Genomic DNA, 17,080 nt, shown 5'->3' on the forward strand with positions numbered 1-17,080 from the left:
GCGATGGGTGTCAGGTCACGATCGGGCCGTCGGCCGCCTGGCCCTCCAACTCGGCGGTGTGGGCGGCGACGGCTTCGGGGCGGCCGTGGTACTGGGCCGGGGTGTTCTGGAACAGGACGACCCGCCATCCGGGTAACCGCCGCTCGGCGACCAGGGACTGGACCGCGTTGGCCGCCGGGTTCAGGGCGGTGCCGCCCGGAGGGGCCATGCCGGCGATCGACCGGATCAGGACGGCTCCCGGGCCGAGCAGGCGGGTCTCGCGTACCTTGGCCACGTAGGCGGCCGTCGGATGGTCCCGGAAGATCGGCGCCAGATGTTTCGCTATCTCCGGACCGGCGACCTGGCTGCCGTCGAAACCGACAAGGGTTCCGTCGTCCGCGAACAGACCCGCGAAACGTTCGGCGTCCCGGTCGTTCCAGGCGGTCAGCAGATCCCGGTACAGCTCATGGACCACGGTTTCAGCATGCGTCTCACCCATGCCGAGAACACTCCCACGGCGGCGCCCCCGATGGCGCTCACTCACCCACCAGATGAGCCGTTCGCATCCCCCAGCCGGCTCCTGCCGTTGTCTCAGGCACTCTGAGACAACGGTGAGGCACAGCCACGTTGGCGTGAGGGTCACCAGATGGGGCGGATTCGGCCCGGGGTGGCGAGGCGGGTCAGCGCGGTTCGTAGGGTGGCCTTCTGGTCCGGGGTCAGGGAGGCCGCCAAGGGTTCGAGGGTGCGGGCTGCGGCGGCGTCGGCGGCGCGGGTGCAGGCCTGGCCCTTTTCGGTCAGTACCAGGAGGCGCGCTCTGGCGTCGGTGGGGTGGGGGCGGCGCTCCACGTAACCCTTGCGGATCAGCTCGTCGGCCATCTGGCTGGCGGCCTGCTTGGTGATCTCCAGGTGCTCGGCCAGTTCGGTGGTGGTGGCGCCGGTGCCGGAGAGTCGCACGAACGCGAAACCGTGTGCGGGGCGTAGATCGGTGAAGCCGCTTGCCCGTACGCCGGAATCGATGTCGTCCACCAGCGCTCGGGCCGCGCTGAGCAGGAGCACCGGCAGGTCCTGGAGATCGTCTCGCACGGATTGAGTTTGACATGTCGGTCAAGTAGCTTGACTATATGGTCAACCTGCTTGACTAAATTGGAGGAGACATGCCGATCCATCGGGGTGCCGACGCGGTTGTGCACCGGCTGCACGGGAGTGTGTTCCACGCGTTCGCGTCGCCGTCCACCGGCAGCCGGGAGCTGTGCGCCTGGCGGGTCGAGATCGCCGGTGGGGTCACGGGTGTGCCGCATCGGGTGGGGCGCGAGGAGGTGCTGATGGTGGCGGCCGGGGAGTTGTCGGTCAGCCTGGACGGCGTCGCCGGCCGGGTCGGTGCCGGGGATGTGCTGGTCGTGCCCGCGGGGACGGAGTTCCGCGTGGACAACGAGGGTACCGAGACCGCTGCGGCCTGGGTGACCACCAGCGCGGGTTTCCAGGCGACGCTGCCGGACGGCACCACCATCACCCCACCCTGGGTGAGCTGAGCTCCCGGCAGGAGGAAGCCGCCGGCGCCCCCGTGGCGCCGGCGGCTGAAGAATCAGTCGGCGGCTGAAGGATCAGTCGGCGGCTGAAGGATCAGTCGGCGGCTGAAGGATCAGTCGGCGAGGTCCGTGAGGGCGGCTACGGCCTTGAACTCGTCGTCGCCGAGCGGCCCGCGAGCCTCGGCCGCAAGGCATTCCGCGAGTTCGGCCCGATTCTTGACGCCGAGGATCACCGTGGCGACGCCCGGGACGCTCAGCGCATAGCGATGCGCCAGCGAGGCCGGCGACTCGCCGAACGAGGCGGCCAGGGCGCGGAACGGCGCGGCACGGGCGAAGTCGACGGCGGCCGGGTGGTCGGCCGGCACCGAGCGGTCCAAACCGTCGGTGAGGGAACCCGCCGCGACGACTCGGATGGCGGTGACCGCGACACCCGCGCCGGCGGCGGCCCGGACCAGAGCGGGATTGTCGGGACGGACGCTGTCTCCGTGGATCCAGAGGTCACCGTTCTGGTCGAGGGCGTTGACGACGATCTGGGCGGTGTCTGGCCGGGGCGCTTCGGCGAAGGCGTCCAGCAGGGGCGCCGGGTCGCCGACGGCGGTGATGCCCCAGGCCCGGATCAGGCCCTCGTCGCGGAGGTGTTCGAAGGTGGGCACGATCTCGTCGCGGTACCCGGCCGCGTCGATGGTTCCCGCGAGGGGAGTGGCGCCCCGGAACTGGGTGTGCAGGACCAGCACGTCCAGATGGTCGCGCTCCAGACGGGTGAGGCTGGCGTGCAGGCTGCCGCGGATGCGGGCGGCGAAGTCACGGCCGTCGTCGTCGGGCAGCTGCACCTTGCTGGTGATCATGACGTCGGAGGGGCTGCCGCGCAGTGCGTCGGCGACGGCCACCTCGGATTCGAAACCCGTGCCGTAACTGGGTGCCAGGTCGAGCATCGTGATGCCCGCGTCGAGTGCGGCGTGAACGGTGGCGACCGCCTCCGCGCGGTCGGTGGTACCCCACACGCCGCCGATTCCTCCACCACCGAGAGTCAGCGAGCTGATGCTTCCCAGGCGGCCGAAAGCCCGTGATTCCATGATGTCCTCCGCGTCGAACCGGTCATTGGCGTTATCGACCGTAGAACCTGGAGCGCGCTCCAGATCAAGCCTTCGGCGCGTCGTGGGACGGCAGGTGTCCAGCACGTGAATAATCCGTGCTTCCGTGCGCTTCAACAGGGAAGATGGCGCCTGCGGGAAAGGGGGAGCGGTGGACGTCGTGGCGCAGTGGGTGACTACCGAGTGGACTAAACGCTCCCGCGGCGGTGCGGGAGCAGCGCGCCGCATCGCGGTGCCGCAGGGCTTCCGCCTGCCGAAACAGCGGCGCGGTGTGGTGCACGAGGTGATGATCACCGAACGTAACGATTTCAAGCCGATCGAGTCGATCGGCGCCGAGCCTCCGGAGCGTGAGCCGGGTATGGCCCGCTCCGGTCTGCGTCTGGTCCGGGCCGACAAGGGCGTACGCGTGGAACTGCTCCTGGCACGGCTCGGTGAGAAGAAGGACCGCCGCCCGCAGGGTGTCTGGCTGGCGCCGGGCGAGTGGCTGCGCTGGCAGGTGAACTACCGGATGTCCGGGCCGCGGATCGACAACGGTCGCTGGGACTACCGGCAGGACACCCTGAACATCGCGGTGGGCCCGGCCGATCCGGAACTGTTCTTCGGCGAGCCCACCCGACACATCGACGAACGGGGTTTCCTGCGTTGAGGGCCGGGAGCCCTACTTGCTGGGCTCCGGCACGTCGCAGGTGACCTTGGGATTGACGCCCATCCAGTTCAGCGGACCGGCCACGGTCGTGACGATGACCGTGCCGGCTTCCGCACAGCTGGCGTCCTCGCTGTCGGAGAAGTAACCGCGCTCGTAGGCGGCGATGACGCCGAGCACGAGCCAGATGGCGATGAGAACCGCACCGATACGCATTCGAGAGCCTCCAAACCGGGGATGAGCGGCTCATACCCCGGTGGAGGCGATCACTAAACTGCTATGAGGGCTTGCGGGCCTGCAGCGTGTACGTGTGCGGCAGCCGCTCCGGCTTCTCGGCGAGCTGCCACTCCTTGCTGTCGAGCTTGCGCATCCGTCCGGGCAGGGCTTCCCACGGAACGCTCTGATGCTCCTCGAGCCCGGTCAGGACGAGCCCCGCGTCGAGGACCGCGGTGACGATCTCGCCGAGCCCGTGATTCCACTCGTGCGTCACCGTGTTCGTGAACTCGTGGTCGGACTCCACATAGGTGCCCGGCTCGTCCCAGATCTGCGGTTCCTTCTGCTCGAAGTACGGCTCGGTGATCGACAGCTGCCCGTCGGTGCGGTCGTAGTCGAGCGACCACAGGATCGGGTGTCCCTCACGGATGAACAGCCGGCCACCCGGCGCGAGCAGCGATGCCACGGTCTGCGCCCAGCGCCTGATGTCGGGCAGCCAGCCGATCGCCCCGATGCCGGTGAAGACCAGGTCGAACTCGCCCTCCAGAACGTCCCGGGCCGAGTAGACGTCACTCTGCACGAAGTCGATCTCAGCGGGAGGAGAAGCGGCGGCCGCGATGGCCCGGGCCTGCGCCAGGGACTCGCCGGAGAAGTCGAGACCGGTCATCCGGGCGCCGAGCCGGGCCAGCGAGATCGTGTCGGTACCGATGTGGCACTGCAGATGCACGCCTCGCAGCCCGGACACGTCACCGAGCCGGGGTAGGTCGAACCGGACCACGTCACTGATGTACGCCGGATCCTCGGCGAACTTCTCCACCCGGTAGCCGGGCGACGCCGCGTGAGGCGCCGCCCGCTCGTCCCAGTTGGCCCGGTTGATCTCGAGATAGTCGGTCATGGAGCGGAGGTTATGCGATCCGAGAACCACAGCGCACTGCGTTTAGGCGTACGCCGCTGGGTCTCGTAATCGACGTGCACCAGGCCGAACCGCTTCTCGTAGCCCTCGGCCCACTCGAAGTTGTCCATCAGCGACCAGGCGAAGTAACCGCGCACGTCGGCGCCCTGGGCACGGGCCGCCGCGACCGCGTCGACGTGGGCCGCGAGGTACGCGGTCCGCTCGGTGTCCTCCACGAAACCGTCCGCGTCCGGGTGGTCCGGGTAGACCGCCCCGTTCTCGGTGACCACGAGCGGATACCCGTAGTCGCGGTGCAGCCGCAGCAGCAGCGTGGTGAACCGGTCGGGCGTGATCGGCCAGCCCAGGTCGGTCTGCGGCACGTCCGGTTTGATCTCCCGGACCACGGGCCGGCCGGCCGCGTCGACGGTGTTGCCGTCGAGGTCGCGCCCGGCGAAGTCCTGCCCGAAGTAGAAGTTCACGCCGAGCGTGTCGATCTGTGTACGCGAGATGATCTCCAGGTCGCCGTCGCGGACCGGCAGCTCGAGCCCTCGGGCTGCCAGGTCCTCGACCACGTCAGCCGGGTACCGGCCGTACTTCAACGGATCGAGGAAGATCCGCGCCACGTTCCCGTCGGCCCGCCACGCCGCCGCGACGTCCAGCGGGTCGTCCGAGGCGGGCGTGGCCGTGCCGATGTTCAGCGGGATGCAGATGTTGTTGTCCGGACGCTTGATCGAATTAGCAATCAGCCCGTGCCCGAGCAGCAGATGGTGCGCGGCCGCGGTCGCCGCGGCCACATCCCGCTTGCCCGGCGCGAACACCCCGTGCTCATAACCGAGATAGGCCACGCACCAGGGCTCGTTGACCGTTCCCCAGTTCCGGACACGATCCCCCAATAAAGAAAAGACCATCTCGGAGTACTCGGCGAGCCGGTACGCGGTGTCCCGGTTCGCCCAGCCGCCGGCGTCCTCGAGCTCCTGCGGCATGTCCCAGTGGTACAGCGTCAGCCACGGGTCGATGCCGTTGGCCAGCAGTTCGTCCACGAGCCGGTCGTAGAAGTCCAGACCCTTGACGTTGGCCGGGCCGCGGCCGTTCGGCTGGACCCGGGTCCAGGACACCGAGAACCGGTAGGCGTTCACCCCCAGGCTCTTGATCAGCTGCACGTCGGACGGCATCCGGTGGTAGTGGTCGCAGGCCACGTCCCCGGTCTCGCCGACCACGTCACGGGCGAAGGTGTCCCAGATCGACGCGGTCCGCCCGTCCTCGGCGGCCGCGCCCTCGATCTGGTAGGCCGAGGTGGCGACCCCCCAGGTGAAATCCATCTAGCCCACCGGTTCCTCGGTCGGGTGCAGCCAGCACGCCACCGAACGGGTCCTGCCGTCGCCGGTGCCGGGCCGGCCGAGCACCGGGATGTTCCCGGCGCACGGGTCGAACGCCTTCGGGCAGCGCGGGTGGAACGAGCATCCGCTCGGCATCCCCTTCAGGTCGGGCGGCGAGCCCGGGATGCCGGTCAGCTCACGGCGCGGTCCGCGCAGGGCGGGGAAGGAGCCCAACAGACCTTTGCTGTACGGGTGAAGCGCGTCCCGGTAGATCGCGGCGGCCGGCGCCTCCTCCACGATGCGGCCGCCGTACATGATGGCGATCCGGTCGGAGAACTCCACCAGCAGCGACAGGTCGTGCGTGATGAAGATGACCGAGAAGCCGAGCCGTTCGCGCAGTTCGATGAGCTGACCGAGGATCTGCCGCTGCATGACCACGTCGAGTGCCGTGGTCGGCTCGTCCATGATCACGACCTGTGGCTGCAGGATCAGCGCCATGCCGATCATGACGCGCTGGCGCATGCCGCCGGAGAGCTGGTGCGGGTAGGCGTCCATCCGGTCCGCCGCGATGCCGACCAGCTTGAGCATCTCCCGCGCGCGGGCCAGCCGGCTGGTCTCGCTCATCTTGGGCTCGTGCGCCCGGAGCACGTCGGTGAGCTGGACGGAGATCTTGTGCACCGGGTTGAGCGAGTTCATCGCGCCCTGGAACACGATCGCGGTCTCGGCCCACCGGAACTTGCGCAGCCGCTCGTCGGAGAGGCCGAGCACGTCGTACGGCTCGCCCTCGGCGGGGTGGTAGATGACCTGGCCGCCGGTGACCACGCCCGGCGGGGCGAGCAGCCGGGTCAGCCCGTAGGCGAGGGTCGATTTGCCGGAGCCGCTCTCACCGGCCAGGCCCAGCACCTCGCCGCGGTGCAGGGTCAGGTTCACGTCGCGGACCGCGCGGACACCCTGGTCGCCGAGGCCGTACCCGACGTTCAGGTTCTTGATCTCGAGAACCGGCGCGCTCATGACGCGTGTTCCTTCCGTACGACCGGGGTGGCGCCGTTGTGGTCGACGACCGGGATCGGGCTGGCGTGGGTGATCGGCTCGGGCGAGTTGCTCAGCACCGGCGTGAAACCGATGCGCATGCGGACCGTACGCCCGGAATTGGTCTTGATCTTGGTTTTGCCCGCGCTGCGGAGACGGGGGCTGACGAACTCGTCGATCGCGAAGTTGATCAGCGAGAGCGCGGTCCCCAGGATCGCGATGGCCAGGCCGGCCGGGACGAACCACCACCACGCCGAGCGGGCGAGCGCCTGCTGACCCTGCGCCCAGAACAGGATGGTGCCCCAGTTCCAGGTGTTGCTGGAGGTGATGCCGATGAAGGCCAGGGTGATCTCGGAGAGCACCGCGAAGATGACCGTGCCGACGAAGCCGGAGGCGATCACCGCGGTCAGGTTCGGCAGCAGCTCGAACGTGATGATCCTGCCACTGCGCTCACCGGTGGCGCGTGCCGCCTCGACGTAGTCGCGCCGGCGCAGCGACAGGGTCTGCGCGCGCAGCACCCGGGCGTTCCAGGACCACGACGTGAATCCGATGACCAGGGCGACCACCCACTCGCCGGCGTTCTCCATGATCGAGGTGACGATGATGATCAGCGGCAGCGCCGGGATCACCAGGAACACGTTGGAGAGCGCGGACAGCACCTCGTCGGTCTTGCCGCCGACGTATCCGGCGGTGACCCCGATGATCACCGACAGGAGGGTCGCCACGATGCCGGCCAGGAAGCCGACGAAGATGACGCTGCGGGTGCCGACCAGCAGCTGGCTGTAGACGTCCTGGCCCAGGTGGGTGGTGCCCATCCAGTGCTCGCTCGACGGGCCCTGCATCAGGTCCTCGCCACGGGCGCCCGGGTCGAACGGCGCGATCCACGGGCCGATGATCGCCAGCACGATGTAGATGCCGAGAATGATCAGGCCGGCCGCGGCCTTGCGGTTGCTCAGGAACAGGAACCGCTGCCGCTTCGCCTTGGCCGGCTTCCCGGCCTCCGGCTGGGCCATCGACCCCTGACCGGGAATGACCTGCTCGATGCTCGAAGTAGGAATCGTCATCGCTCTCAGCCCTCCTTGCGGGTACGCGGGTCGAGGAACAGGTACACGACGTCCGCGAGAAGGTTCGCCACCAGCACCGAGATCGTGATGATCAGGAAGATGCCCTGCATGAGCGGGTAGTCGTTGGCGCCCAGCGCCTGGAAGAGCTGGAAACCGATGCCCGGGTACGAGAAGACGATCTCCACGAGGAACGTGCCGCCGACGATGAATCCGAGCGACAGGGCGAACCCGGACACGTTCGGCAGCAGCGCGTTGCGGGCCGCGTAGCCGAGGGCCACCCGGCGCTCCGGCAGGCCCTTGGCGTGCGCCACGGTGATGTAGTCCTCGCTGGAGACGGTCACCATCATGTTGCGCATGCTCAGGATCCAGCCGCTGACCGAGGAGATCAGGATGGTCAGCGCGGGCAGCAGGCTGTGCTGGATGGCGCTCGGGATGAAGTACATGTCGAAGGCCGGGACCAGGCCGACCTCGGCGCCGCCACCCGACGGGAAGAAGCTGTCCGGGCCGGTGAGCAGGTAGATCGCGATGATGCCGAGCCAGAAGTACGGCACCGACGAGAAGAACGTGGTGACCGGCAGCAGGCCGTCGGTCCACGAGCCGCGCCGCCAGCCGGCCAGCACGCCGAGCCCGGTGCCGATCACGAAGCTCAGGATCGTGGTGACGCCGACCAGCATCAGTGTCCACAGGATGCTGTCGGACAGCACCTCGGACACCGGGGTCGGGAAGAACGCGAACGACAGGCCGAGGTCACCGGCGAACAGCTGCTTCCAGTACTCGACGTACTCCGACCAGACGTTGCCGTTCTTGTCGATGCCGAACAGCACGTACAGCGACTCGATGGCCTTGGTGCTGAGCTGGCCCTGGTATTTGGTGATCAGGGCCTGCACCGGGTCGCCCGGGATGAGCCGGGGGATGAAGAAGTTGAGTGTGATCGCGGCCCACGCCGTGAACAGGTAGAACGCGACACGCTGCAGGAAGAATCTCACTTGGACACCTCCGCGGCCGTGGCGGGCTGCGCGGCCGAGCCGGGCTGCTGGGCGGCCACCGTCGCCTCGTCGTACAGCCAGCACGCGGCCCAGTGCCCCGGCCTGTCGCCGATCTCCAGACGTACCGGCAGATCGGTGGTGCAGCGCGGCATCGCCATCGGGCAGCGCGGGTGGAACCGGCAGCCGGACGGCGGGTGGATCAGGCTGGGCGGCTCGCCGTTTCCGCGGTCCGTCGTCAGCTGCTCGGCGTCGACGGTCAGCCGGTCCGGATCCGGGGCGGAATCGATCAGGAGCCGGGTGTACGGGTGCGCGGGCGACTGCGTGACGGTCTCGCTGTCGCCGCCCTCGACCATGCGTCCGGCGTACATCACCAGGGTCTGATCGGCGAAGTAACGGGCCGAGGCGATGTCGTGCGTGATGTAGAGGATCGCCAGGTCGAGGCGTTCCTTCAGGTCACGCAGCAGGTTCAGGATGCCGAGCCGGATCGAGACGTCCAGCATCGAGACCGGCTCGTCGGCGAGCAGGGCCTCCGGCTCGGCGCCCAGGGCACGGGCGATCGCCACGCGCTGGCGCTGGCCGCCGGAGAGCTCGTGCGGGAACTTGTCGAGGTACCGCTCAGGCGGCGTCAGGTGCACCCGGTTCAGCAGCGCGTGCAGCGCGTTCTCCAGGTCCTCGGCGGTCTTGCCGGCGTGACCGTGGATCTTCAGCGACCGGGTCAGGTGGTACCGGACGGTGTGGACCGGGTTCAGCGACGCGAACGGGTCCTGGAAGATCATCTGCACCGTGGAGCAGTACCGGCGGAACGCCGATCCCGACTTGACCCGGGTGGACTCGCCGTGCAGGCGGATGTCCCCGGCGGTGCGGGGGTAGAGCTGGGAGAGCAGGCGGGCAACCGTGGACTTGCCGGAGCCGGACTCACCCACCAGGGCGGTCACCTGACCGCGGCGCAACGTGAGGTTCACGTCGTCGACGGCATGCACGGCGTCGTGCTTCCTACTGAACAGGTCACGCAATTTCCGGCGGACGGGGAAGTGCTTGGTCAGGCCGATGGCCTCAAGCACCACCTCACCGGCCGGCGTTTCAGCGTCGGGTATCGACGTCATGCCGGGGTTCCTTCGCGCAGGAGTGGGCACTGGAGCGGGCTCCCCTCCCGGCGCGAACCGGGAGGGGAGCCCCCTGTCAGAACGGTCAGGCGGCGGGCTTGAGGTTCAGGACCACCATCAGGGCGCCGGTCTGGGTGGGCTGTCCGGGCGCGTACGAGTCCGCGTCGGACGGCCAGCCGACCCACTTCTTGGTGCTGTACGCGGCACCGACGTTGTCGGAACCGATCGGCAGCATCGGGGCCTGCTCCACGAAGATCTTCTGCAGGGTGGCGAGCGCGGTCTTGCGGGTCGCCTCGTCGGTCGCGTTCGAGTAGGACTTCAGCGCGGCGGTCGCCTCCGGGCTGTTGAAGCGGCCGAAGTTGCCCTGCTGGGCCGGGGTGCCGATCGGCTTCATCAGGTCGCCGTCCATGACGGTCTGGTAGATGTCGAACGGCGTCGAGCCACCGTTGGTCCACCGCATGGTGGCGCCGAAGTCGCCCTTCTGCACGTTGGTGTCCCACACGTTCTGGTTCGGCTTCTCGACCGTCGCGGCGATGCCGATCTTGCTCAGGTTGTCCTTGATGATCTCAAGGGTGGTCTGGTAGTCCGACCACGGCGCCGGGTCGGTCAGGCTGATGGTGACCGGCTTGCCGGTCTTGTCCTTGAGGACGTCGCCCTCCAGCTTGTAGCCGGAGCTGGCCAGCAGAGCCTTGGCGCCCTCGACGTCGACCGAGAAGGTCTTGCCCTTGTACTCATCGGCGATGTAGGCGTCACCGGCGCCCTCCGGCAGACCGGTGACGCTCTTGATCTCCGGGTGGAAGTAGCCGGCCTCGGCCTGCTTGAAGATGTCCGTGCGGTTGATGACCATGTTCATGGCCTGGCGCAGCTTCGGGTCGTCGAACGGCTTCTTGGTGGTGTTGATGTAGAGGCCGTGGATGCCGAGCACGCCCGGAGCCCAGATCTTGTGGTTCTGCGGGTCCTTGGCGACGAAGGTCTGCTCGTAGTCCGGGATGAAGACGAAGCTCCAGTCCGACTGGCCGGTCGCGAGGGCCGTGAGCTGGGTGTCGTTGCCGGAGTACGAGGTGTACCGCAGCTCCTTGACCTTCGGCAGCTCCTGCCAGTAACCGCTCTCACGGGCCTCAAGGATGATGCCGGTCTGGGCCCACGTCTTGAGCACGTACGGGCCACTGCCGATCGGGTTCTTCACCGTGTCGGTGGCCGGGTCGGCGATCGCCGACCAGATGTGCTTCGGCACGATCGGGATCTGGCCGATGACCTTGTGGTGCGTGGTGAACTGCGAGGACTTGAAGGTCATCTTGACCTTGTTGCCGTCCGCGGTGATCTGGTCGTACGGGATGGCGAAGCTGTTGAGCGCGCCGTCCTTGCTGTCCCGGATCATCGTGTGCGTGAAGACGACGTCCTCGGCGGTCAGCGGCTTGCCGTCGGACCAGGTGGCGCCCTCACGGATGACCAGGTCGACGGTCTTCCAGTCGGCCGACCACTTGATCTCGCTGGCCAGCCACGGCTTGAGCGGCTGGTCGGGCTTGGTGTTGTTCCACTGACCGAGGGTCTCGTAGATCATCCACTTGTAGCCGAGGTTCGACGACGACGACGACCCGATGAACGGGTTGTTGTTCTCGGTCTGGGTGCTGTTCGGCATACCGATCGACAGGAAGCCGGCAGCCTTGCCGTTCGCCGCGTTGTTCTTGTTGGCGGCGTTGGGCGACTCGCTGCAAGCGGCCAGACCGCCGGTGGCGAGCACGCCCGCCAGAGCAACCGCGAAAACTTTTCTACGTTGCATCGAGATTTCTCCTCGGATTTTCATGCGGATTTCAATCGCCGGGTGAGAGGGGTGAATCAGAGGACGTGCGGCATCGCGTGACCGGCCATGGGCCGGCCCCGGGTGCCACCGATCACCAGCCGTCGGCGCGGCCGGTCGATGGTTATGGGGTTACGGGATCAGAAGCTTGTGGACTCGCGGACCGTGAAGGTCGCCGGGATGATCGTCGGGCGGTTCGGCAGCGGTGTGCCCTCGAAATGGGCGAGCAGCGTGCGTGCCGCCGCCTCACCCATCTCGCGCATGGGCTGATGGACCGTGGACAGCGGCGGCTGGGTGTGCGCCGCCATCGGGATGTCGTCGAAGCCGACGACCGAGACGTCCTCCGGGATCCGCCGGCCTGCCTCCAGGAGCGCCTGCATGGCCCCGGCGGCGGAGACGTCGTTGTGGCAGAAGACGGCGTCGAACTCGACACCGTCCTCGATCGCGCGCTGGATCGCCTCGGCGCCGCGCTCGAAGGTGAAGTCGCCGAGCAGGATCCGGTCCTCGTCGATGGCGTGGCCCGCCTCGGCGTAGGCCGCGGCGAACCCGTCCCGGCGCTGCTGGGTGCAGCCGAACCGCGAGGGCCCGGTGATCATGAGCGGACGGTGCCGTCCGATCTCCAGCAGGTGCCGGGCCGCGACGCCGGCGCCCGTGTGGTTGGTCGTGCCGACACTGGGGATCTGCCCCGACATCTGGTCGCGGTCGTCGATGAGCACCATCGGCAGGCCACGGGAGTGCAGGGTGGCGATGTAGTCGAGGGTGCCCTCCGGCTCGATGACCAGCAGCCCGTCGAAGGACTTGGCCGCCACCTGCGCGGCGAACTGGCGCATCGAGTCCTCACCGCGGTTGCAGGTGAAGAGCAGCAGGCCGTACTCCTCGGCCTCCAGGACGTCGACCGCGCCCTGCACGACCTCGCCCATCCAGGGCCAGGTCAGCGACGGAACGAGCATGGCCACCACCCGGGTGCGCCCGCGGGCGAGGTTGACCGCCCGGGCGCTGGGGACGTAGCCGAGCTCGTCGATCACCGCACGGACCCGCGCGGCGGTCGACTCGTCCAGCTCACCCTTGCCGTTGAGAACCCGGGACACCGTGGTCTTGCTGACCTTGGCCCGGGCCGCGACATCGGCGATGGTGATCGGCACGCTCGCTCCTCCGTTGTTGCTCCGGGGTTGCCCCGGCGTTTCGGAACCGGTTTCGGTACCGGTTTCGGCAGTCAACAACAGTGAGGGCTGTCACGTCAACGTGCCGAGCGACCTATTTCGATTTCAAGACGGTAACCGAGCTTCGGAACACGCCCAGATTAGGAAGAACCACGCTCAGCGGGGCGTCGATCAACAGATCGGCATAAGGTTCTCCGCGCGTGACCCCGCGGTTGACGATCGCGACCCTGATCCCGTCCCGGACCGCCCGCAGCACGAACCGGCGACCCGACATGACGGTCAGCGAGGAACCCAGGACCAGCAGCGTGCGCGCGCCCGCGACCAGCGAGAACGCCCGCGACACCCGGTCGGCCGGCACGGTCTCGCCGAAATACACCACGTCCGGCTTCAGCAGTCCGCCGCACGGCAGACAGTCCACCACGGTGAACCCGTCCACTTCGGCGTCGTCCAGTTCCACGTCGCCGTCCGGGTTGATCGAGGCGGCCACCGCGCCGAACCCCGGGTTGGCCGCGGTCAGCCGCTCCTCCAGCTCGTCGCGCCCCGAGAGTTCGCCACAGCCCAGGCAGACCACTCGGGCGAGGTTGCCGTGCAGCTCGATCACGTCCCGGGCGCCGGCCGCCTGATGCAGCCCGTCCACGTTCTGCGTGATCACCCCGGCCAGCCGGCCCTCGTCCTGGAGCCGGGCCACCGCCCGGTGCCCGTCGTTGGGCCGGGCGTCGCCGATGGTCCGCCACCCGAGGTGGCTGCGCGCCCAGTACCGCCGCCGGGCCAGCGGGTCGCCGGTGAAGGTCTGGTACGTCATCGGCGAGCCGCGGCGGGCCGAACCCGACGGGCCGCGGTAGTCCGGGATGCCCGAGTCGGTGGACAGGCCCGCGCCGCTGAGAACCACCACGTCACCCTCGGCGATCCACGCGTCCAGCCGGGCCACCTGTTCCACCAACTCAAGGTCCATGCCGTCCATCGTCCCTCTGCCGGGTGACCGTGCGGCAACCCCGAACGGGTGGCGGCGGACGATTCGCCCGGTGCGGGTTGCAGGCCGTACGAGTAGGTTGACATTCGTGATCACGGTCGCGCAGCCGGCAGCCCGTCCCTGGGACGGTCAGCGGATTCTGCGTTTCCTGACCGGGCTGGCGATGCTGGCCCTGGCGGTCACCCTCCGGCTACCCGCACCTGCGGTTCCGGCCGCCGCGCCGGCTCCCGTGGCACCCGTCTCCGCCGCCGCGGCCGCCGTGGTCTCGGCGCCCGATCCGGAGGTCTACGAGACCGAGCGGATCGATGCGGCGCCGGTCGCCGAGCCGGTAGTGGCGCCCGCCACCGTGAGGTTCACCACGCGTATCCCGGACGGCGGAACCCTCGGAACGACCGGTTCCCGCGCACCCCCGGCTGCCTGACGGTTGACCCCGTCCCGCCGGCCGTAGTTCCACCTACCTTGGGGTGCTCCATGGAATCCGTCCTGCAGACCTTCATCAGCGCGGTGCCGCAGGCGACCGCCGTCTGGCTCGCCATCCTGCTCGCCCTGGCCGTCGCGGTCGCCGCCGCGTCGCTGCCCCGGGGCGTCACACTGCCCGAACCGGTCGCCGAGGCGAACCGGTTCGCCGACCGCCTGGAGGCCGCCGCGACCGACGCCGCCGAGGCCGCCGGTCGCCGCCGAGCCGAGTGGCTGGCCGCCCAGCAGGCCGTCGACGAGGCCTGGACGGCGTACGAACAGGCCTCCGACGACGCCCGCCGGATCGCCGCCGCCACCGCGTTTCCCCTGATGAGCCGCCGTCGCAAGCCCGGCGAGAACGTCGACCGGCAGCGCTATCTGCACCGGGCCGCCACCGAGCTGTGCCGCACCCAGGACCTGTCGATCGCCCAGCTCAACGACGTCTTCGCGCACCGCGGCTGGAACCCCCGGCTGCACCCGGTCCAGCAGGAGGCGGAACTGCACAACGCCGTCCGGGCGCACCGCTTCGAGGCGTACCAGCGAGCGGTCGAGATCGAGCGGGCCGCCTGGCGCGGTGCCGAGGCCGCGGCCGAGGCCCTGCGCGGCCTGCGCGCCGAGGCGGCCGCCGCCCGGCTGCACGGCCCGGCCGAGGAGAGCACCGAGCAGCAGGTCTTCGCCGAGCACTGGACACCGGCGGAACTCCCCGCCGCAGCCTGATGTCCACCCTGGATCCGCCGACCGTTCCCAGCGGACCGTGACAACCGCCGGTTATCGTGGCCGGGCGGGTGGCACGGAATCGGCAAGGAGGCGAAGGTGACGATTACTCCCGCGGGCGGGTCCTCGCCCGTGGTCCGGGTACACCGGGCCGCCCTGATCGAGGACGCCGTCCACGAGATCGTCGAGCGGCGTCTGCGCGCCCGTGGCTGGAAGCCCTACATCACGGCCTACACCGGGTACGGCGCTCCCGGCTGGGCCCGCGTGATGGCCCGGGTGCTGCTGGCGCGGCCCGGTATGGTCCGCAGGCGCCGGGAGAAGGTCCGCGGCTGGCGCAGCTTCACCACCACCCCGGTGAGCAGCGCCCTGGTCCGCATCGAGCTCGGCGGCATCGTCACCGAGGCCCGCACCGACCGCAGCGGCTATCTCGACGTCCGGGTCAAGGGCGACCTCGAACCCGGCTGGGGCAGCGCGAAACTGTCCACCGAGGGCACCGTCCCGGTCGACGCCCCGATCCGGGTGATCGATCCGTCGGTCAAGTTCGGCGTCATCTCCGACATCGACGACACCGTGATGGTGACCACACTGCCCCGCCCGCTGCTCGCCGCGTGGAACACGTTCGTCCTCGACGAGCACGCCCGCGCGGCCGTCCCCGGCATGGCGGTCCTCTACGAGCGGCTCGTGCACGCCAACCCCGGCACGCCGGTGATCTACCTCTCCACCGGCGCGTGGAACGTCGCGCCCACCCTCACCCGGTTCCTGAGCAGGCACCTGTACCCGGCCGGGCCGATCCTGCTCACCGACTGGGGCCCCACCCCGGACCGCTGGTTCCGCAGCGGCCGCGAGCACAAGCGCAAGTCGCTGCACCAGCTCGCCCAGGAGTTCCCGGACGTGCGCTGGCTGCTGATCGGCGACGACGGGCAGCACGACCAGGAGATCTACTCCGAGTTCGCCCGCGAGCACCCGGAGAACGTCGCGGCCGTCGCGATCCGCCGCCTGTCACCGACGCAGGCCGTGCTGGCCGGCGCCATCCCCGGCCCGTCGGAGACCGCCGAGGTCGTGCCCTCCGGCGGCAAGAACTGGTTCGCGGCCCCCGACGGCGCCGGTCTCTGGTCGCTGCTACGCGACACCGACCTGATTCCGAAAAAGGCGAACGGTTAGGGTTTGTCCAGCTCAGGCTTGGTGCCAGACTCGGACACCCGGGCGTGCAACCGGCTCCGGATCTCGTCCGGCGTGTATGCCCTCCGCTTGCGCTCCGCCCGCGCGAGCACCGCGCCCGTCGCCGCGACTCCCGCCAGCCCCGCCAGTCCCGCTATCTTCCACCAACGCATCAGCCGAGAATAGACACGTGGGAGCAGAACTCAGCCTCGATGAGGCCATCGACCTGACCCGTACGGGCGACATCTGGATCTTCCGAGGACGATCCGGGCCGGACCGGGCCATCCAGACCCTCACCAACAGCCCGGTGAACCACGTCGGCATGTCCCTGGTGATCGAGGACATGCCACCGCTGATGTGGCACGCCGAGCTCGGCAAATCGCTCCCGGACATGTGGTCCGGCAAGTTCCAGCGCGGCGTCCAGCTGCACGACCTGCGCGACGCCGTCACCGTCTGGGCCCGCCGCTACGGCCAGCGCGGCTGGCTGCGGCAACTCGACCCCGGCGTGACCCGGGCCATGGAGGACAAGGCACTCAAGACCGTCGCCCGTCTCGACGGCACCCCGTTCCCGTCGACGTCCCAGCTCGCCGGCCGGTGGGTACGCGGCCGGGTGCCGCAGATCCGGCTGCCGTGGCAGGACAAGCAGGTCAGCGAGGCCACCCTGGAGAAGGCGTACTGCGCCGAGGTGGTCGCGGTCACCTACGAGGACATGGGCCTGCTGCCACGCGGGCGCAAGGCCAACTGGTACGACCCGGGCCGCTTCTGGAGCGGCGACGAGCTGGAGCTCTGCCCGGGTTACTCCCTCGGCGAGGAGATCGCGGTCCGGGTTCCCGAGGCCTGACCTTCCCCGTTCCGGCGCCGGTCCGGCGTGCCTGCCGGCCGTCGGTCCGGTGCGGGGCGTCTCCTCGTGGCGGCTTCGGGTGGGCGGTCCGGTGCGGGGCGGGTGTCTTCTTGCGGCGGCAGAAAGACCCGCTCGGGTACG

The 17,080-nt window shown here is 69.2% G+C and carries 20 protein-coding genes; 6 read left to right on the top strand and 14 right to left on the bottom strand.

What is annotated here, in order from left to right; all coding sequences use genetic code 11:
* Positions 1 to 10: 10 nt before the first annotated feature.
* Together CLV67_RS28010 and CLV67_RS28015 are read right to left on the bottom strand one after the other, a co-directional pair.
* The gene (locus tag CLV67_RS28010) at positions 11 to 478 is read right to left on the bottom strand and encodes an SgcJ/EcaC family oxidoreductase (protein WP_106323559.1); all 468 of its coding nucleotides are present in this window, start codon (positions 476 to 478) and stop codon (positions 11 to 13) included.
* A 140-nt stretch (positions 479 to 618) separates the two neighbouring features.
* The gene (locus CLV67_RS28015; protein WP_239166594.1) at positions 619 to 1,062 is read right to left on the bottom strand and encodes a MarR family winged helix-turn-helix transcriptional regulator; all 444 of its coding nucleotides are present in this window, start codon (positions 1,060 to 1,062) and stop codon (positions 619 to 621) included.
* Between the two features lie 71 nt (positions 1,063 to 1,133).
* On the opposite strand from CLV67_RS28015, the gene CLV67_RS28020 reads away from it, so the two are divergent.
* On the top strand, positions 1,134 to 1,508 hold the full coding sequence (locus CLV67_RS28020) for a cupin domain-containing protein (protein ID WP_106323561.1): 375 nt from the start codon (positions 1,134 to 1,136) through the stop codon (positions 1,506 to 1,508).
* A 110-nt stretch (positions 1,509 to 1,618) separates the two neighbouring features.
* Here the strand turns inward: CLV67_RS28020 and CLV67_RS28025 are convergent, their stop codons facing one another.
* Positions 1,619 to 2,578, bottom strand: coding sequence for an aldo/keto reductase (locus tag CLV67_RS28025; RefSeq protein WP_106323563.1), 960 nt, complete (start codon positions 2,576 to 2,578; stop codon positions 1,619 to 1,621).
* A 169-nt stretch (positions 2,579 to 2,747) separates the two neighbouring features.
* Between CLV67_RS28025 and CLV67_RS28030 the strand changes: the two genes are divergently transcribed.
* A complete protein-coding gene (locus tag CLV67_RS28030; protein WP_106323565.1) occupies positions 2,748 to 3,242 on the top strand; it encodes a hypothetical protein in 495 nt (164 codons plus the stop codon).
* A 12-nt stretch (positions 3,243 to 3,254) separates the two neighbouring features.
* Here the strand turns inward: CLV67_RS28030 and CLV67_RS28035 are convergent, their stop codons facing one another.
* The 10 genes from CLV67_RS28035 to CLV67_RS28080 form a co-directional block, all read right to left on the bottom strand.
* The gene (locus tag CLV67_RS28035; RefSeq protein WP_106323567.1) at positions 3,255 to 3,455 is read right to left on the bottom strand and encodes a hypothetical protein; all 201 of its coding nucleotides are present in this window, start codon (positions 3,453 to 3,455) and stop codon (positions 3,255 to 3,257) included.
* Positions 3,456 to 3,516: 61 nt separating this feature from the next.
* A complete protein-coding gene (locus CLV67_RS28040; protein WP_106323569.1) occupies positions 3,517 to 4,347 on the bottom strand; it encodes a class I SAM-dependent methyltransferase in 831 nt (276 codons plus the stop codon).
* Positions 4,344 to 5,663, bottom strand: coding sequence for a GH1 family beta-glucosidase (locus CLV67_RS28045; RefSeq protein ID WP_106323571.1), 1,320 nt, complete (start codon positions 5,661 to 5,663; stop codon positions 4,344 to 4,346). Before CLV67_RS28045 ends, CLV67_RS28040 begins: the two co-directional genes overlap by 4 nt.
* Positions 5,664 to 6,671, bottom strand: a complete 1,008-nt coding sequence (locus CLV67_RS28050; protein ID WP_106323573.1) for an ABC transporter ATP-binding protein — start codon at positions 6,669 to 6,671, stop codon at positions 5,664 to 5,666.
* The gene (locus tag CLV67_RS28055) at positions 6,668 to 7,753 is read right to left on the bottom strand and encodes an ABC transporter permease (RefSeq protein WP_106323575.1); all 1,086 of its coding nucleotides are present in this window, start codon (positions 7,751 to 7,753) and stop codon (positions 6,668 to 6,670) included. The genes CLV67_RS28050 and CLV67_RS28055 overlap by 4 nt, the downstream gene beginning before the upstream one ends.
* A gap of 5 nt (positions 7,754 to 7,758) precedes the next feature.
* Positions 7,759 to 8,739, bottom strand: a complete 981-nt coding sequence (locus CLV67_RS28060) for an ABC transporter permease (protein WP_106323577.1) — start codon at positions 8,737 to 8,739, stop codon at positions 7,759 to 7,761.
* Positions 8,736 to 9,842, bottom strand: a complete 1,107-nt coding sequence (locus CLV67_RS28065; RefSeq protein ID WP_106323579.1) for an ABC transporter ATP-binding protein — start codon at positions 9,840 to 9,842, stop codon at positions 8,736 to 8,738. The genes CLV67_RS28060 and CLV67_RS28065 overlap by 4 nt, the downstream gene beginning before the upstream one ends.
* 85 nt (positions 9,843 to 9,927) lie before the next feature.
* Entirely contained in the window at positions 9,928 to 11,622 is a 1,695-nt protein-coding gene (locus CLV67_RS28070; RefSeq protein ID WP_106323581.1) for an ABC transporter substrate-binding protein, read from the bottom strand.
* Positions 11,623 to 11,780: 158 nt separating this feature from the next.
* Positions 11,781 to 12,782 carry a LacI family DNA-binding transcriptional regulator gene (locus CLV67_RS28075; protein ID WP_106323583.1) on the bottom strand — a complete coding sequence of 334 codons (1,002 nt, stop codon included), beginning with the start codon at positions 12,780 to 12,782 and terminating at the stop codon, positions 11,781 to 11,783.
* Positions 12,783 to 12,894: 112 nt separating this feature from the next.
* A complete protein-coding gene (locus tag CLV67_RS28080; RefSeq protein WP_373873174.1) occupies positions 12,895 to 13,752 on the bottom strand; it encodes an NAD-dependent protein deacetylase in 858 nt (285 codons plus the stop codon).
* A 106-nt stretch (positions 13,753 to 13,858) separates the two neighbouring features.
* Here CLV67_RS28080 and CLV67_RS28085 point away from each other — a divergent pair, with 106 nt between their 5' ends.
* The 3 genes from CLV67_RS28085 to CLV67_RS28095 all read left to right on the top strand — a co-directional run bounded on the left by CLV67_RS28085 (position 13,859) and on the right by CLV67_RS28095 (position 16,101).
* Positions 13,859 to 14,191: a hypothetical protein gene (locus CLV67_RS28085; RefSeq protein WP_106323587.1), complete on the top strand. Its 333-nt coding sequence runs from the start codon at positions 13,859 to 13,861 to the stop codon at positions 14,189 to 14,191.
* A 50-nt stretch (positions 14,192 to 14,241) separates the two neighbouring features.
* Positions 14,242 to 14,943, top strand: coding sequence for a hypothetical protein (locus CLV67_RS28090; protein WP_106323588.1), 702 nt, complete (start codon positions 14,242 to 14,244; stop codon positions 14,941 to 14,943).
* A gap of 78 nt (positions 14,944 to 15,021) precedes the next feature.
* Complete coding sequence (locus tag CLV67_RS28095; RefSeq protein WP_373873175.1) at positions 15,022 to 16,101, top strand: App1 family protein phosphatidate phosphatase; 1,080 nt, start codon at positions 15,022 to 15,024, stop codon at positions 16,099 to 16,101.
* On the opposite strand, the gene CLV67_RS52070 is transcribed toward CLV67_RS28095, so the two are convergent.
* Positions 16,098 to 16,271, bottom strand: coding sequence for a hypothetical protein (locus tag CLV67_RS52070; RefSeq protein ID WP_170154026.1), 174 nt, complete (start codon positions 16,269 to 16,271; stop codon positions 16,098 to 16,100). The genes CLV67_RS28095 and CLV67_RS52070 overlap by 4 nt on opposite strands.
* 17 nt (positions 16,272 to 16,288) lie before the next feature.
* On the opposite strand from CLV67_RS52070, the gene CLV67_RS28100 reads away from it, so the two are divergent.
* The gene (locus tag CLV67_RS28100; protein WP_106323590.1) at positions 16,289 to 16,939 is read left to right on the top strand and encodes a hypothetical protein; all 651 of its coding nucleotides are present in this window, start codon (positions 16,289 to 16,291) and stop codon (positions 16,937 to 16,939) included.
* The last annotated feature ends 141 nt before the right edge of the window (positions 16,940 to 17,080 follow it).

This window comes from Actinoplanes italicus (assembly GCF_003001815.1).
Classification (GTDB): domain Bacteria; phylum Actinomycetota; class Actinomycetes; order Mycobacteriales; family Micromonosporaceae; genus Actinoplanes; species Actinoplanes italicus.

Coding starts and splice junctions, on each gene's coding strand:
- CLV67_RS28010 (WP_106323559.1), bottom strand. CDS start 478: ATGGGTGAGACGCATGCTGAAACCGTGGTCCATGAGCTGTACCGGGAT.
- CLV67_RS28020 (WP_106323561.1), top strand. CDS start 1,134: ATGCCGATCCATCGGGGTGCCGACGCGGTTGTGCACCGGCTGCACGGG.
- CLV67_RS28025 (WP_106323563.1), bottom strand. CDS start 2,578: ATGGAATCACGGGCTTTCGGCCGCCTGGGAAGCATCAGCTCGCTGACT.
- CLV67_RS28035 (WP_106323567.1), bottom strand. CDS start 3,455: ATGCGTATCGGTGCGGTTCTCATCGCCATCTGGCTCGTGCTCGGCGTC.
- CLV67_RS28040 (WP_106323569.1), bottom strand. CDS start 4,347: ATGACCGACTATCTCGAGATCAACCGGGCCAACTGGGACGAGCGGGCG.
- CLV67_RS28045 (WP_106323571.1), bottom strand. CDS start 5,663: ATGGATTTCACCTGGGGGGTCGCCACCTCGGCCTACCAGATCGAGGGC.
- CLV67_RS28050 (WP_106323573.1), bottom strand. CDS start 6,671: ATGAGCGCGCCGGTTCTCGAGATCAAGAACCTGAACGTCGGGTACGGC.
- CLV67_RS28055 (WP_106323575.1), bottom strand. CDS start 7,753: ATGACGATTCCTACTTCGAGCATCGAGCAGGTCATTCCCGGTCAGGGG.
- CLV67_RS28065 (WP_106323579.1), bottom strand. CDS start 9,842: ATGACGTCGATACCCGACGCTGAAACGCCGGCCGGTGAGGTGGTGCTT.
- CLV67_RS28070 (WP_106323581.1), bottom strand. CDS start 11,622: ATGCAACGTAGAAAAGTTTTCGCGGTTGCTCTGGCGGGCGTGCTCGCC.
- CLV67_RS28080 (WP_373873174.1), bottom strand. CDS start 13,752: ATGGACCTTGAGTTGGTGGAACAGGTGGCCCGGCTGGACGCGTGGATC.
- CLV67_RS28090 (WP_106323588.1), top strand. CDS start 14,242: ATGGAATCCGTCCTGCAGACCTTCATCAGCGCGGTGCCGCAGGCGACC.
- CLV67_RS52070 (WP_170154026.1), bottom strand. CDS start 16,271: ATGCGTTGGTGGAAGATAGCGGGACTGGCGGGGCTGGCGGGAGTCGCG.